This window comes from Pseudomonas sp. CBZ-4 (assembly GCF_000346755.1).
In the GTDB taxonomy this organism is placed as follows: Bacteria; Pseudomonadota; Gammaproteobacteria; order Pseudomonadales; family Pseudomonadaceae; genus Aquipseudomonas.
In genome coordinates, this window is record NZ_ANNV01000011.1 from 1 (window position 1) to 13,607 (window position 13,607).

Consider the following 13,607-nt stretch of genomic DNA (forward strand, 5'->3'; position numbering starts at 1 on the left):
AGCAAGCTGACCCACCGCCATCGCAGGCAAGCCAGCTCCCACAGTGGGTCTCCGGTGTTCTTGAGAATGAGCAGGCAACAAAAAGCCCGGCTGATCATCGATCAGCCGGGCTTTTTAGTGCCTGAAGAAAACCTACTTCTTCAAACCGTAATGCTCATCCAGCATGCCTGGGGCGTTCGGCGTTTTTGGCGCGTAGTCCCGTGGCGGCTCCTGGTTTTCCCGGGGTGGGGTCAGGCGCTCACGTGGTGCTTGCGGTGCATCGGAATGCAGCGCGGCCAGCAGGCGCTGACGGGTGATGTCGTCGAGAGCCAGGCGGTTGGCGCCATCGGCGAGGTGGTCTTGTACTTCCTGGTAGCTCTGGGTGAGCTTCTTGACCAGGGTCGCGGTGCTGTTGAAGTGGGTAACAACCTCGTTCTGATAACTGTCAAAACGTTCCTGAATGTCATCCAGCTGACGCTGCGTGCGGTTAGGCGCGGCATTCGGCAGCAGGCGAGCAACCAGGAATCCAATGGCGACACCGGCAACCAGGGCAAGAGTCGGCAACAACCAAACTAAGAGCGAGTGTTCCACGAGTCCTTCCTCTATAAACGGCTTTGCTTTACGTTAACGGCTCAAACCTGCGCTGTATACCGCGATTAAGCTCGCAATGATGCCAAGCACAGACTTTTAGCTAGACGAGTCGACCCATTGAGAGGTCACGGAGTTCATCTCTTGCTCATGCGTGAAACCCCCGTTTTGATCGAAGGCCCGGTGGGCCAACTGGAAGCCCTGTACCTGGATCACCCCGAACCACGGGGCCTGGCGCTGATCTGCCACCCCAACCCGGTGCAGGGTGGCACCATGCTCAATAAAGTCGTCTCGACCCTGCAACGCACCGCCCGCGATGCCGGTTTGATTACGTTGCGCTTCAATTACCGTGGCGTCGGCGCGAGTGCCGGCACCCACGACATGAGTACCGGTGAAGTGGACGACGCCGAAGCGGCCGCCACCTGGCTGCGGGAAAAACACCCCGATCTGCCGATGACCCTGCTTGGTTTCTCCTTCGGTGGCTACGTAGCCGCCAGCCTCGGCGGCCGCCTGGAAGCCAGGGGGGAGAAGCTCGCGCACCTGTTCATGGTCGCCGCGGCGGTAATGCGCCTGCGCGATAGCGATGTGTTGCCACAAAGCTGCCCGCTGACCCTGATCCAGCCGGAAACCGACGAAGTGGTCGACCCGCAGACCGTCTACGACTGGTCCGCCGCCCTGAATCGCCCCCATGAGCTGCTGAAAGTGGCAGAATGCGGGCACTTTTTTCATGGCAAGCTCACCGATCTCAAGGATCTGGTGCTGCCGCGCCTCTCGAATTGATAGCAGTCTGATAAGCGATTACCCATGACGACTCGTACCCGTATCCTCACCGGCATCACCACCACCGGCACGCCGCACCTGGGCAACTACGCCGGTGCGATCCGCCCGGCGATCCTCGCAAGCCAAGACGCCAATGCCGACTCCTTCTACTTCCTGGCCGACTACCACGCCCTGATCAAGTGCGATGACCCGCAGCGCATCCAGCGCTCGCGCATGGAAATCGCCGCGACCTGGCTGGCCGGTGGCCTGGATGTGAACCGGGTGACCTTCTACCGCCAGTCCGACATCCCGGAAATCCCCGAGCTGACCTGGCTGCTCACCTGTGTTGCCGCCAAGGGCCTGCTCAACCGCGCCCACGCGTACAAGGCCTCGGTGGACAAGAACGTGGAAACCGGCGAAGACCCGGATGCGGGCATCACCATGGGCCTGTACGGCTACCCGGTGCTGATGGCGGCGGACATCCTGATGTTCAACGCGCACAAGGTGCCGGTGGGTCGCGACCAGATCCAGCACGTGGAAATGGCCCGTGACATCGGCCAGCGTTTCAACCACCTGTTCGGCAACGGTAAAGAGTTCTTCACCATGCCCGAGGCGCTGATCGAAGAAAGCGTCGCCACCTTGCCGGGCCTGGATGGCCGCAAGATGTCCAAGAGCTACGACAACACCATCCCGTTGTTCACCAGCGCCAAGGACATGAAGGACGCGATCTCGCGCATCGTCACCGACTCCCGCGCGCCAGGCGAAGCCAAGGACCCGGACAACTCCCACCTGTTCACCTTGTTCCAGGCATTTGCCAGCAAGGCCCAGGAAGAAGAATTCCGCGCCGAGCTGCTGCAAGGCCTGGGCTGGGGCGAGGCGAAGAACCGTCTGTTCCAGCTGCTGGACGGTCAATTGGGCGAAGCCCGCGAGCGTTACCATCAACTGATATCGCGCCCGTCGGACATGGAAGACCTGCTGCTGATCGGCGCCAAGAAGGCCCGCGCCGTGGCCGCGCCGTTCCTCGCCGAGCTGCGTGAGGCGGTTGGCTTGCGTTCGTTCGTCGAGCAGGCTGCTGCGCCGGTGGCCGCGAAGAAGAAAGCTGCGAAAGCCGCACGTTTCGTGAGCTTTCGTGAAGACGACGGCAGCTTCCGCTTCCGCCTGCTGGCCGCTGATGGCGAGCAACTGCTGCTGTCGCGCAACTTCGCTGACGGCAAGGCCGCCGGTGCCGTGACCAAGCAATTGCAATCGGGTCAAACTTTGGACATTCGTAGCGAAGCGTATGGCTTCAATGTCTGGCTCGACGGCGAATGCGTCGCCGAGAGCACGGCAATCTACGCAGATGCCGCCGAGCGCGACGCTGGAATCGCCGCCCTGCGCGTTGCGTTGACGCCAATCGAAGATTGACCCGACCAAGGGTTGATTGCCATTAATCAGGGCCGTCGTTACAGTGACGGCCCGTTTTTGTTGCCTTGCTAACGAAATTATGACGCCCCTAGAACGATATCAAGCTGATCTGAAACGCCCTGAATTCTTCCATGACGCTGCCCAGGAAACGGCGGTGCGTCACTTGCAGCGCCTGTACGACGACCTCGTCGCCGCCTCGCAAAGCAAGCCGGGGATGTTCAGCAAGCTGTTTGGCAAGAAAGACCACACGCCGGTCAAAGGCCTGTACTTCTGGGGCGGCGTCGGCCGCGGCAAGACTTACCTGGTAGACACCTTCTTTGAAGCGCTGCCGTTCAAGGAAAAGGTCCGCACCCACTTCCACCGCTTCATGAAGCGCGTGCACGAAGAGATGAAGACCCTGCCGGGCGAGAAAAACCCGCTGACCATCATCGCCAAGCGTTTCTCCGACGAAGCGCGGGTGATCTGTTTCGATGAATTCTTCGTCTCCGACATCACCGACGCCATGATCCTCGGCACCCTGATGGAAGAGCTGTTCAAGAACGGCGTGACCCTGGTGGCCACTTCGAACATCGTGCCCGACGGCCTGTACAAGGACGGCCTGCAACGCGCGCGCTTCCTGCCGGCCATCGCGCTGATCAAGCAGAACACCGAGATCGTCAACGTCGACAGCGGCGTCGACTACCGCCTGCGTCACCTGGAGCAAGCGGAGCTGTTCCACTTCCCGCTCAACGAAGCGGCGCACGAAAGCCTGCGCAAGAGCTTCCGTGCCCTCACGCCGGAATGCACCCAGGCGGTGGAAAACGACAAGCTGATGATCGAAAACCGCGAAATCATTGCGCTGCGTACCTGCGATGACGTGGCGTGGTTCGACTTCCGCGCCCTGTGCGACGGCCCGCGCAGCCAGAACGACTACATCGAGCTGGGCAAGATCTTCCATGCGGTGATCTTGAGCGGCGTGGAGCAGATGAGCGTGACCACCGACGATATCGCGCGGCGGTTTATCAACATGGTCGATGAGTTCTACGACCGCAACGTGAAGCTGATCATCTCGGCGGAAGTGGAGCTGAAGGATCTGTATACCGGGGGGCGATTGACCTTCGAATTCCAGCGCACCCTCAGCCGTTTGCTGGAAATGCAGTCCCACGAGTTCCTCGCGCGCGGGCACAAACCTTAAAGACGAAGTAGATCAAAATGTGGGAGCTGGCTTGCCTGCGATAGCGGTCTGTCAGCCAGCTCATCTGCTGGCTGGTACACCGCTATCGCAGGCAAGCCAGCTCCCACATTAGGTTTGTGTTTGTCTCGGGTTATGCGGCTTGCTGGAACTGCTGGCGATACTGGTTCGGCGACAACTCGGTGTGCTGCCTGAACAACCGCGCAAAGAAACTCGCATCGTCATACCCCACCTCATAACTGATGGTCTTGATGCTCTTGCGGCTGCCCGAGAGCAGGCCCTTGGCCGTCTCGATACGCAGGCGTTGCAGATAGTGCAGCGGCTTGTCACCGGTCGCCGTCTGGAAGCGCCGCATGAAATTGCGGATGCTCATGCCGTGTTCGCGGGCGACGTCTTCGAAGCGGAACTTGTCGGCGAAGTGCTCTTCGAGCCAATGCTGGATCTGCAGGATGATCACGTCCTGGTGCAGCTTTTGCCCACCAAAACCGATGCGTCCCGGCGCGTAGCTGCGTTGCACTTCGTAAAGAATGTCGCGGGCCACGGCCTGGGCGATGTTGGCGCCGCAGAAGCGTTCGATCAGGTAGATGTAGAGGTCGCACGCCGAGGTGGTGCCGCCGGCGCAGTACAGGTTGTCGGCGTCGGTGAGGTGCTTGTCCTGGTTGAGCTGGACCCGCGGGAAGCGTTCGCTGAAGGCGTTGAAGAAGCGCCAGTAGGTGGTCGCCTCCTTGCCGTCAAGCAAGCCGGCTTCGGCCAGCCAGAACACCCCGGTGGCTTCGCCGCAGAGCACGGCGCCGCGTGCGTGTTGGGCGCGCAGCCATGGCAGCACTTGCGGGTAGCGGGTGCAGAGGGCGTCGAAGTCGTCCCAGAAGGCGGGTAGCACGATGATGTCGGCGTCTTCGAGGCCGCCGTCCACCGGCATGATCACATCGCTGAAGCTGCGCACCGATTGCCCGTCGGGGCTGACCAGGCGCGTTTCGAACGCCGGGGTCAGGCCCAGGCCTTGTTGCTTGCCGTAACGCAGGCTCGCGAGGTGGAAGAAATCCTTGGCTTGCATGAGGGTGGAAGCAAATACCCGATCAATGGCCAAAATGCTGACGCGCCGCAAGGGCGTGGAGATTTGGTTAGACATAATTTCATTTATTCTTATAGGGGAAAGTGGTCACCAGACGGCTGGATCGTCTTATTTTTTGTCGCATGTGTCCAGTGTCCTGTGCTGCCTTCGCGGCATAGTCTCTGTGGGCTTGTTTTTGTCCGACAATCCCCCGCAGGTGAGCCATGATCCCCAGAACCTTGTACAGCCCGGAACACGAACTCTTTCGCGAGAGCGTGCGCACCTTCCTTGAAAAACACGCCGCGCCGTTCCATGGGCAATGGGAGAAACAGGGTTATATCGACCGCGACTTGTGGAGCAAGGCAGGGGAGGCGGGGATGTTGTGTTCCCATCTGCCGGAGGCATACGGCGGCCTGGGCGCGGACTTTCTCTACAGCGCGGTGGTGATCGAAGAGGTCAGCCGCCTGGGCTTGACCGGCATCGGCTTTTCCCTGCATTCGGACATCGTGGCGCCGTACATCCTGCATTACGGCAGTGAAGCGCTGAAGCACAAGTACCTGCCCAAGTTGATCTCCGGCGAGATGGTCACGGCCATTGCGATGACCGAACCGGGTGCCGGTTCCGACCTGCAAGGGGTCAAGACCACCGCCGTGCTGGAGGGTGACGAGTACGTGATCAACGGCTCCAAGACCTTTATCACCAACGGTTACCTGGCCGACTTGGTGATCGTTGTCGCCAAGACCGATCCCAAGGCCGGCGCCAAGGGCACCAGCCTGTTTCTGGTGGAAGCCGACACGCCGGGCTTCGCCAAGGGCAAGCGCCTGGAGAAGGTCGGCATGAAGGCGCAGGACACTTCCGAGCTGTTCTTTCAGGATGTGCGCGTGCCCAAGGAAAACCTGTTGGGCCAGGCCGGCGCTGGCTTCGCGTACCTGATGCAGGAGCTGCCGCAGGAGCGTTTGACCGTGGCCATCGGTGCCGTGTCATCGGCCGAGGCGGCACTGGAATGGACCCTCGAATACACCCGCGAGCGCAAGGCGTTTGGCAAGGCGATTGCGGATTTCCAGAACACTCGGTTCAAGCTGGCGGAGATGGCCACCGAGATTCAGATCGGCCGCGTGTTTGTCGACAAGTGCATGGCGTTGCACCTGGAGGGCAAGCTGGATGTGCCCACCGCCGCGATGGCCAAGTACTGGGCCACGGACCTGCAATGCAAGGTGCTCGACGAGTGCGTGCAGCTGCACGGCGGCTACGGCTTCATGTGGGAATACCCGATTGCGCGGGCCTGGGCGGATGCGCGGGTGCAGCGGATTTATGCGGGGACCAATGAGATCATGAAGGAGATTATTGCGCGGGCGCTCTGATCTTGTGGTGTTGTTGAGGGCCCCATCGCAGGCAAGCCAGCTCCCACATTTGACGGTGTTCACACATCAAAATGTGGGAGCTGGCTTGCCTGCGATGGCGGCCTACAGATCCTTCAAGGCGCAGGGTTCGGGTGATCCTTCTGAATCGCCTCAATCCCCTCCAGCACCTCTTTCGACAGCTTCAGGTCCGCACTGGCGATGTTGCTGTCCAGCTGCTCCAGTGACGTCGCCCCAATGATGTTGCTGGTCACAAACGGCTGCTGCGTCACAAACGCCAACGCCATCTGCGCCGGGTCCAGGCCATGCTCGCGCGCCAGTGCCACATAACGGCTGCACGCTGCTTCCGACTGCGGGTTGAAGTAGCGGCTGAAGCGGCTGTACTCCGTCAGGCGCGCCTTGGCCGGGCGTGCGCCGCCTTCGTACTTGCCACTGAGCATGCCAAACGCCAGGGGTGAGTAGGCCAGCAGGCCGCACTGCTCGCGAATGGCGATTTCCGCCAGGCCCACTTCGAAGCTGCGGTTGAGCAGGTTGTACGGGTTCTGGATCGACACCGCTCGGGGCCAGCCGCGGGCTTCGGCCAGGGCGAGGAACTTCATGGTGCCCCACGGGGTTTCGTTGGACAGGCCGATGTGGCGGATCTTGCCGGCCTTTACCTGTTCGTCCAGGGCTTCGAGGGTTTCCTCCAGCGGGGTGAGGTTGTCTTCGTCCTTGTGCTTGTAGCTCAGTTGGCCGAAGAAGTTGGTGCTGCGCTCCGGCCAGTGCAGTTGGTAGAGGTCGATCCAGTCGGTCTGCAAGCGCTTGAGGCTGGCATCCAGGGCTTGGCCGATGTGTTTGCGGTTGTGACGCAGGTGGCCGTCGCGGATGTAGTCGATGGTGTTGCCGGGGCCGGCGATCTTGCTGGCGAGGACCCAGTCGGCGCGATCGCCACGGCTTTTGAAGTAATTACCGATATAACGCTCGGTGGTGGCATAGGTGTCGGCCTTGGGCGGCACCGGGTACATTTCCGCCGTGTCGAGGAAGTTGATCCCCGCGGCCTTGGCCCGTTCGATCTGGGCGAAGGCCTCTGCCTCGCTGTTCTGCTCGCCCCAGGTCATGGTGCCCAAGGCTATCGCGCTCACGTTCAGATCCGTACGGCCCAGCTGTCGATAATCCATCGGGTACTCCTTCAGGGAAAACAATCATAAAAGCAGGTTGAATTTTTTTTCGCAATCTGCATAATTGCCCACCTCTTTCTGCAGTGGAAGTGATGCGCCGCCTGCCGAAGAATCTTGCCGTTGAACGGACGCGCCGACCCGAGCCCCCGATAGCGTCTGTATCCGGCTGCCTTTGACTTGTCAAAGTACGCACTATTCAGTAAGATCCGCCGTCTAATTTACAGGGCGGCCCCTGAGGCTATTAAAGAATGACAACTTTTACTGCAAAACCGGAAACAGTTCAGCGCGACTGGTTTGTCGTCGACGCCGCTGGTCAGACCCTGGGTCGTCTGGCCACTGAAGTCGCCAGCCGTCTGCGTGGCAAGCACAAGCCTGAGTACACCCCTCACGTTGACACCGGTGACTACATCGTGATCATCAACGCTGAGCAGGTACGTGTTACCGGCAACAAAGCGCAAGACAAAATGTACTACCGTCACTCCGGTTTCCCAGGCGGTATCAAGTCTTCGAACTTCGAAGGCCTGATCTCCAAGAAGCCTGAAGCCCCGATCGAAATCGCGGTCAAAGGTATGCTGCCTAAGGGCCCACTGGGTCGCGATATGTTTCGCAAGCTGAAAGTCTATGCGGGCGCTGTACACCCTCATGCTGCTCAGCAGCCCCAAGAACTGAAGTTTTAACGGAATAGTTCATTATGTCGGCGACTCAAAATTACGGCACTGGCCGTCGCAAAACCGCAACCGCACGCGTTTTCCTGCGTCCGGGCACTGGTAACATCTCGATCAACAACCGCACTCTGGAAAACTTCTTCGGTCGCGAAACTGCCCGCATGGTAGTTCGTCAGCCGCTGGAACTGACCGAGACCGTTGAGAAGTTCGACATCTACGTCACCGTTATCGGTGGCGGTGTAAGTGGTCAAGCTGGCGCAATCCGCCACGGTATCACTCGCGCTCTGATGCAGTACGACGAAACCCTGCGTGGCGCTCTGCGCAAAGCTGGCTTCGTGACTCGCGATGCCCGTGAAGTTGAACGTAAGAAAGTCGGTCTGCGTAAAGCGCGTAAGCGTCCGCAGTACTCGAAGCGTTAATTCGCTTTACGTTCCACAAAAACGCCCAGTCTCCTCACGGAGCTGGGCGTTTTTTATTGCCTGCGATTTATGCACAAATTTGTGCGTGACAACTTGCCACATCCGTAGACCCCCTATACTACAAGGCCTGGAGGCTGAGCCCTGGGCAATTACCTTGTCAACCGTGGGGCTTTTCATTACCATTCGGCAAAATTTTTATAAGTAAAGATTCAACACTTAGTAGACGCCTGATTTAACAGGCCAAAAAGCTGATGGGAGAGGACTGAATGAGCAATGACGGCGTGAATGCAGGCCGGCGTCGCTTCTTGGTAGCAGCCACATCCGTGGTGGGTGCTGCAGGAGCGGTGGGGGCTGCGGTCCCGTTCGTGGGGTCATGGTTTCCCAGTGCCAAGGCGAAAGCCGCAGGTGCACCGGTGAAGGTGAATATCAGCAAGATCGAGCCAGGCCAGCAGATGATTGCTGAGTGGCGCGGCCAGCCGGTCTTCATTGTTCGTCGTACCGAGGAAATCCTGGGGAATCTCAAGAAGATCGAAGGCCAGTTATCTGACCCTATGTCTGAGAAGTCCGACCAACCCGCCTACGCCAAAAACGAAGCGCGTTCGATCAAGCCAGAAATTCTGCTGCTGGTCGGTCTTTGTACCCACCTGGGTTGCTCGCCTACCTTTCGCCCGGAAGTTGCTCCGGTCGATCTGGGCAAGGATTGGGTCGGTGGTTATTTCTGCCCTTGCCACGGCTCGCACTACGACCTCGCCGGTCGCGTCTACAAGTCCCAACCTGCTCCCCTGAACCTGCCCGTGCCTCCGCATACCTACGAAACTGACGACCTCATTGTCATTGGCCTCGATAAGGAGAACGCGTGATGAGCAAGTTCATGGATTGGGTGGATGCGCGCTTCCCCGCCACCAAAATGTGGGAAGACCATCTCAGCAAATATTACGCACCAAAAAACTTCAACTTCTTCTACTTCTTCGGTTCGCTGGCACTGCTGGTGCTGGTCAACCAGATCGTCACCGGCGTCTGGCTGACCATGAGCTACACGCCGTCGGCAGAAGAAGCGTTCGCCTCCGTCGAATACATCATGCGTGACGTCGAGTACGGCTCGATCCTGCGCCTGCTGCACTCCACCGGCGCCTCCGCGTTCTTTATCGTCGTCTACATGCACATGTTCCGCGGCCTGCTCTACGGCTCGTACCAGAAGCCTCGTGAGCTGGTGTGGGTGTTCGGCATGCTGATCTACCTGGCGCTGATGGCCGAAGCCTTCATGGGTTACCTGCTGCCGTGGGGCCAGATGTCGTACTGGGGCGCCCAGGTGATCATCTCGCTGTTTGGTGCGATCCCGGTGATCGGCAACGACCTGACCCAGTGGATCCGTGGTGACTACCTGATCTCCGGCATCACCCTGAACCGCTTCTTTGCGTTGCACGTGGTGGCCTTGCCCATCGTGATCCTCGGCCTGGTGGTGCTGCACATCCTGGCGCTGCACGAAGTGGGTTCGAACAACCCGGATGGCGTGGACATCAAGAAGCACAAGGACGAGAACGGCATCCCGCTGGATGGCATTCCGTTCCACCCGTACTACACCGTCAAGGACATTGTCGGCGTGGTCGTGTTCCTGTTCGTGTTCTGCTCGATCGTGTTCTTTTTCCCGGAGATGGGGGGGTATTTCCTCGAGAAACCTAACTTCGAACAGGCCAACGCCTTCAAGACACCAGAGCACATTGCCCCGGTCTGGTACTTCACGCCGTTCTACGCGATCTTGCGTGCGATCCCCGACAAGCTCATGGGCGTGATCGCCATGGGTGCGGCCATCGCCGTGCTGTTCGTGTTGCCGTGGCTCGACCGTAGCCCGGTCAAGTCCATGCGCTACAAGGGCTGGCTGAGCAAGATCTGGCTGTGGGTGTTCTGCATTGCCTTCGTGATCCTGGGCGTGTTGGGCGTATTGGCGCCAACCCCTGAGCGTACGTTGCTGTCGCAGGTGTGCACCTTCCTGTATTTCGCCTACTTCATTCTGATGCCGTTCTACACCCGGCTCGAGAAGACCAAACCGGTACCGGAAAGGGTGACTGGCTGATGAAAAAATTATTCGTTGCATTGATGCTTGCGGCCCTGCCGCTGCTGTCCTTCGCTGCCGAACACGGCGGCCCGGAGCTGGAAAAAGTCGATATCGACGTGTCGGACAAAGCCGCCCTGCAAGACGGCGCGCGGACATTCGCCAACTACTGCATGGGCTGCCACAGCGCCAAGTTCCAGCGTTATGAGCGGGTTGCCGACGACCTCGGTATCCCTCACGAAGTGATGTTGGAGAAACTGGTGTTCACCGGCGCCAAGATCGGCGACCACATGAACATCGGCATGAAGCCTGCCGACGCCAAGGCCTGGTTCGGTGCTGCACCGCCCGACCTGACCCTGGTGGCACGCGTACGTGGCACCGACTGGCTCTACGGCTACCTGAAATCCTTCTACGAAGACCCGGCGCGCCCTTACGGCGTGAACAACAAGGTCTTCCCGAACGTCGGCATGCCTAACGTTCTGGTCGGCCTGCAGGGTCGCCAAGTGGTAGGATGCAAGCAGGTTCAGGTCGTCGAAGACGGCAAGAAGCAATATGACCCGTTGACCGGTACGCCTTTGACTCACGAAGCGTGCGATCAACTGACCATCGTGCCCAAGACCGGCGCGCTGAACGAAGAGCAGTTCGACGAGAAAGTGAAAAATCTCGTGACCTTCCTGGCCTACTCGGCCAACCCGGTCAAACTGCAGCACCAGCGCATCGGTACCTACGTCTTGCTGTACCTGGCTTTCTTCTTTGTATTCGCCTATCTGCTCAAACGCGAATACTGGAAGGATGTGCATTGATCCAACCGTAAGCAATTGCTGTTAATCTTGCGCGCCCAGCGGCATCTCTGAATACGTAGCGACCTGTTTGAACCGGTCGTTACAGAGATGCTCCCTGGGCGCGCTCGTTTTTGAGCTTTCGATAATTTCAACAAGCGAGGAGGACCGCCATGGGCGTGACCAATCGGTTGGCCTGTTACTCCGACCCCGCCGACCACTATTCCCACCGAGTACGTATCGTGCTCGCAGAGAAGGGTGTCAGCGCCGAGATCATCAGTGTGGAGGCGGGCCGTCAGCCGCCGAAACTGATCGAAGTGAACCCCTACGGCAGCTTGCCCACCCTGGTCGATCGTGACCTGGCGTTGTGGGAGTCGACCGTGGTGATGGAATACCTGGATGAGCGTTATCCGCATCCACCTTTGCTGCCGGTGTATCCGGTGGCGCGTGCCAACAGCCGCCTGCTGATCCATCGGATCCAGCGTGACTGGTGCGGGCTGGTGGATGTGATTCTGGATTCGCGTAGCAAAGAGGCGGCCCGTGTCGTGGCGCGTAAGGAATTGCGCGAGAGCCTGACCGGTGTTTCGCCGTTGTTCGCCGATAAACCTTTTTTCCTCAGTGAGGAACAAAGCTTGGTGGATTGCTGCCTATTACCGATACTCTGGCGCTTGCCGATTCTCGGTATTGAACTGCCGCGGCCAGCCAAGCCGCTGCTTGATTACATGGAGCGCCAGTTTGCGCGTGAGGCTTTCCAGGCGAGTCTGTCTGGTGTCGAACGCGATATGCGCTAAGGCTTAAGGAGCCGCTGATGAACTCCAGTCGACCTTACCTGGTCCGCGCGCTCTATGAGTGGATTGTGGACAACGATTGCACCCCGCACATGCTGGTCAATTCCGAATTTCCTGCGGTTCAGGTACCGCAGGGTTTTGCCAGTGACGGGCAGATTGTGTTGAACGTATCGCCCAGTGCCGTGCGCCACCTGCACATGGACAACGAAGCGGTGAGCTTCGAAGGGCGTTTCGGCGGTGTGCCGCACACGCTGTTCGTGCCGATTGGCGCCATTCTCGGGATCTACGCCCGGGAGAACGGCCAAGGCATGGTGTTTGATCTGGAGTCGCCGTTCGACGGCGATGAATCGATCGACAGCGATGACGACGGTGATCTGCCACCGGATGCCGAGCCACCGCGTCCAAGCGGCCGGCCGAGCCTGAAAGTGGTGAAGTAAACGGCGGCTGCCTTCGGGCGCGCCTGAAAAATGCCTCGGCCCGTGCCGGGGCATTTTTTTGCGCTGAGCATATGGATGAAAGTCGCGCCTGGACGGTGATCGTACAACCGCCATGGGCTATGATGCCTGCTCAAGTTCGCCGAGAAAGATGATTCATCATGGAAAACACCAACACCGCCCCTCGTCTTCCCCGCAAGCGCCGCAGCCTTGCCCAGGAATTGGTCACGGTGTTGTCCGAGCAGATCCGCGACGGCGAACTCAAGCGCGGTGACAAGCTGCCCACCGAGTCGGCGATCATGGAAGCCCATGGGGTCAGTCGCACCGTGGTGCGTGAGGCCATCTCGCGGTTGCAGGCAGCAGGCCAGGTGGAGACCCGTCACGGCATCGGCACCTTTGTGCTGGATACGCCAAGCCCGAGCGGCTTCCGTATCGACCCGGCCACAGTGGTCACCCTGCGTGATGTGTTGGCGATCCTCGAATTGCGCATCAGCCTGGAAGTCGAGTCCGCAGGGTTGGCTGCATTGCGCCGCACCGACGAACAACTGGCGACCATGCGCGCCGCCCTCGACGCCCTGAATGAAAGCGCAGCACATGCTGGTGATGCCGTGGCGTCCGACTTTGCCTTCCACCTGGAAATCGCCCTGTCCACCGGCAACCGCTATTTCACCGACATCATGACCCACCTGGGCACCAGCATCATTCCGCGTACGCGCCTGAATTCGGCACGCCTGGCCCACGATGACCAGCAGCACTACATGGGGCGCTTGAGTCGTGAGCATGAAGAGATCTACGAGGCGATTGCCCGTAAGGATTCGGATGCGGCGCGGGCAGCCATGCGCCTGCACCTGACCAATAGCCGGGAGCGGCTGCGCCATGCCCATGAAGAGGCAGAATCGCAGCGCAACTGAGGTTCAGTCATTGAGTGTGTGAGCCCCAATTCAAGCAGGGTGGAATACGGTCAACTGTGGGAGCTGGCTTGCCTGCGATGGCGGTGCATCAGCC

General features: G+C 59.6%; 15 protein-coding genes. 12 read left to right on the forward strand and 3 right to left on the reverse strand.

The annotated features are described in order from the left end of the window. Positions 1–132 precede the first annotated feature (132 nt). Positions 133–570, reverse strand: a complete 438-nt coding sequence (locus B348_RS0102065; RefSeq protein ID WP_017138275.1) for a YhcB family protein — start codon at positions 568–570, stop codon at positions 133–135. 147 nt (positions 571–717) lie between these two features. Here B348_RS0102065 and B348_RS0102070 point away from each other — a divergent pair, with 147 nt between their 5' ends. The 3 genes from B348_RS0102070 (at position 718) to zapE (ending at position 3,904) form a co-directional block, all read left to right on the forward strand. Then, positions 718–1,347, forward strand: a complete 630-nt coding sequence (locus tag B348_RS0102070) for an alpha/beta hydrolase (protein WP_017734504.1) — start codon at positions 718–720, stop codon at positions 1,345–1,347. Between the two features lie 24 nt (positions 1,348–1,371). Next, positions 1,372–2,730: a tryptophan--tRNA ligase gene (locus B348_RS0102075; RefSeq protein WP_017734505.1), complete on the forward strand. Its 1,359-nt coding sequence runs from the start codon at positions 1,372–1,374 to the stop codon at positions 2,728–2,730. Positions 2,731–2,809: 79 nt separating this feature from the next. After that, positions 2,810–3,904, forward strand: a complete 1,095-nt coding sequence (zapE, locus tag B348_RS0102080) for a cell division protein ZapE (protein WP_026136490.1) — start codon at positions 2,810–2,812, stop codon at positions 3,902–3,904. A gap of 130 nt (positions 3,905–4,034) precedes the next feature. On the opposite strand, the gene B348_RS0102085 is transcribed toward zapE, so the two are convergent. Next, complete coding sequence (locus B348_RS0102085) at positions 4,035–4,955, reverse strand: GlxA family transcriptional regulator (protein ID WP_177325302.1); 921 nt, start codon at positions 4,953–4,955, stop codon at positions 4,035–4,037. Positions 4,956–5,176: 221 nt separating this feature from the next. Here B348_RS0102085 and B348_RS0102090 point away from each other — a divergent pair, with 221 nt between their 5' ends. After that, complete coding sequence (locus tag B348_RS0102090) at positions 5,177–6,313, forward strand: acyl-CoA dehydrogenase family protein (RefSeq protein WP_026136491.1); 1,137 nt, start codon at positions 5,177–5,179, stop codon at positions 6,311–6,313. Positions 6,314–6,426: 113 nt separating this feature from the next. Here the strand turns inward: B348_RS0102090 and B348_RS0102095 are convergent, their stop codons facing one another. Beyond that, positions 6,427–7,467, reverse strand: coding sequence for an NADP(H)-dependent aldo-keto reductase (locus B348_RS0102095; protein ID WP_017734509.1), 1,041 nt, complete (start codon positions 7,465–7,467; stop codon positions 6,427–6,429). A 248-nt stretch (positions 7,468–7,715) separates the two neighbouring features. On the opposite strand from B348_RS0102095, the gene rplM reads away from it, so the two are divergent. The 8 genes from rplM (at position 7,716) to B348_RS0102135 (ending at position 13,513) form a co-directional block, all read left to right on the forward strand. Continuing rightward, complete coding sequence (rplM, locus tag B348_RS0102100) at positions 7,716–8,144, forward strand: 50S ribosomal protein L13 (protein WP_003171742.1); 429 nt, start codon at positions 7,716–7,718, stop codon at positions 8,142–8,144. 14 nt (positions 8,145–8,158) lie between these two features. Next, positions 8,159–8,551: a 30S ribosomal protein S9 gene (gene rpsI, locus B348_RS0102105; RefSeq protein WP_003216038.1), complete on the forward strand. Its 393-nt coding sequence runs from the start codon at positions 8,159–8,161 to the stop codon at positions 8,549–8,551. Between the two features lie 266 nt (positions 8,552–8,817). Then, on the forward strand, positions 8,818–9,411 hold the full coding sequence (petA, locus tag B348_RS0102110) for a ubiquinol-cytochrome c reductase iron-sulfur subunit (protein ID WP_026136492.1): 594 nt from the start codon (positions 8,818–8,820) through the stop codon (positions 9,409–9,411). Then, a complete protein-coding gene (locus B348_RS0102115) occupies positions 9,411–10,622 on the forward strand; it encodes a cytochrome bc complex cytochrome b subunit (RefSeq protein WP_017734511.1) in 1,212 nt (403 codons plus the stop codon). Before petA ends, B348_RS0102115 begins: the two co-directional genes overlap by 1 nt. Next, the gene (locus tag B348_RS0102120; RefSeq protein WP_017734512.1) at positions 10,622–11,404 is read left to right on the forward strand and encodes a cytochrome c1; all 783 of its coding nucleotides are present in this window, start codon (positions 10,622–10,624) and stop codon (positions 11,402–11,404) included. The genes B348_RS0102115 and B348_RS0102120 overlap by 1 nt, the downstream gene beginning before the upstream one ends. Before the next feature lie 149 nt (positions 11,405–11,553). Then, a complete protein-coding gene (locus B348_RS0102125; protein ID WP_017734513.1) occupies positions 11,554–12,171 on the forward strand; it encodes a glutathione S-transferase N-terminal domain-containing protein in 618 nt (205 codons plus the stop codon). 17 nt (positions 12,172–12,188) lie between these two features. Further along, complete coding sequence (locus tag B348_RS0102130) at positions 12,189–12,605, forward strand: ClpXP protease specificity-enhancing factor (protein ID WP_017734514.1); 417 nt, start codon at positions 12,189–12,191, stop codon at positions 12,603–12,605. A gap of 158 nt (positions 12,606–12,763) precedes the next feature. Beyond that, the gene (locus B348_RS0102135; protein WP_017734515.1) at positions 12,764–13,513 is read left to right on the forward strand and encodes a FadR/GntR family transcriptional regulator; all 750 of its coding nucleotides are present in this window, start codon (positions 12,764–12,766) and stop codon (positions 13,511–13,513) included. Positions 13,514–13,607 lie beyond the last annotated feature (94 nt).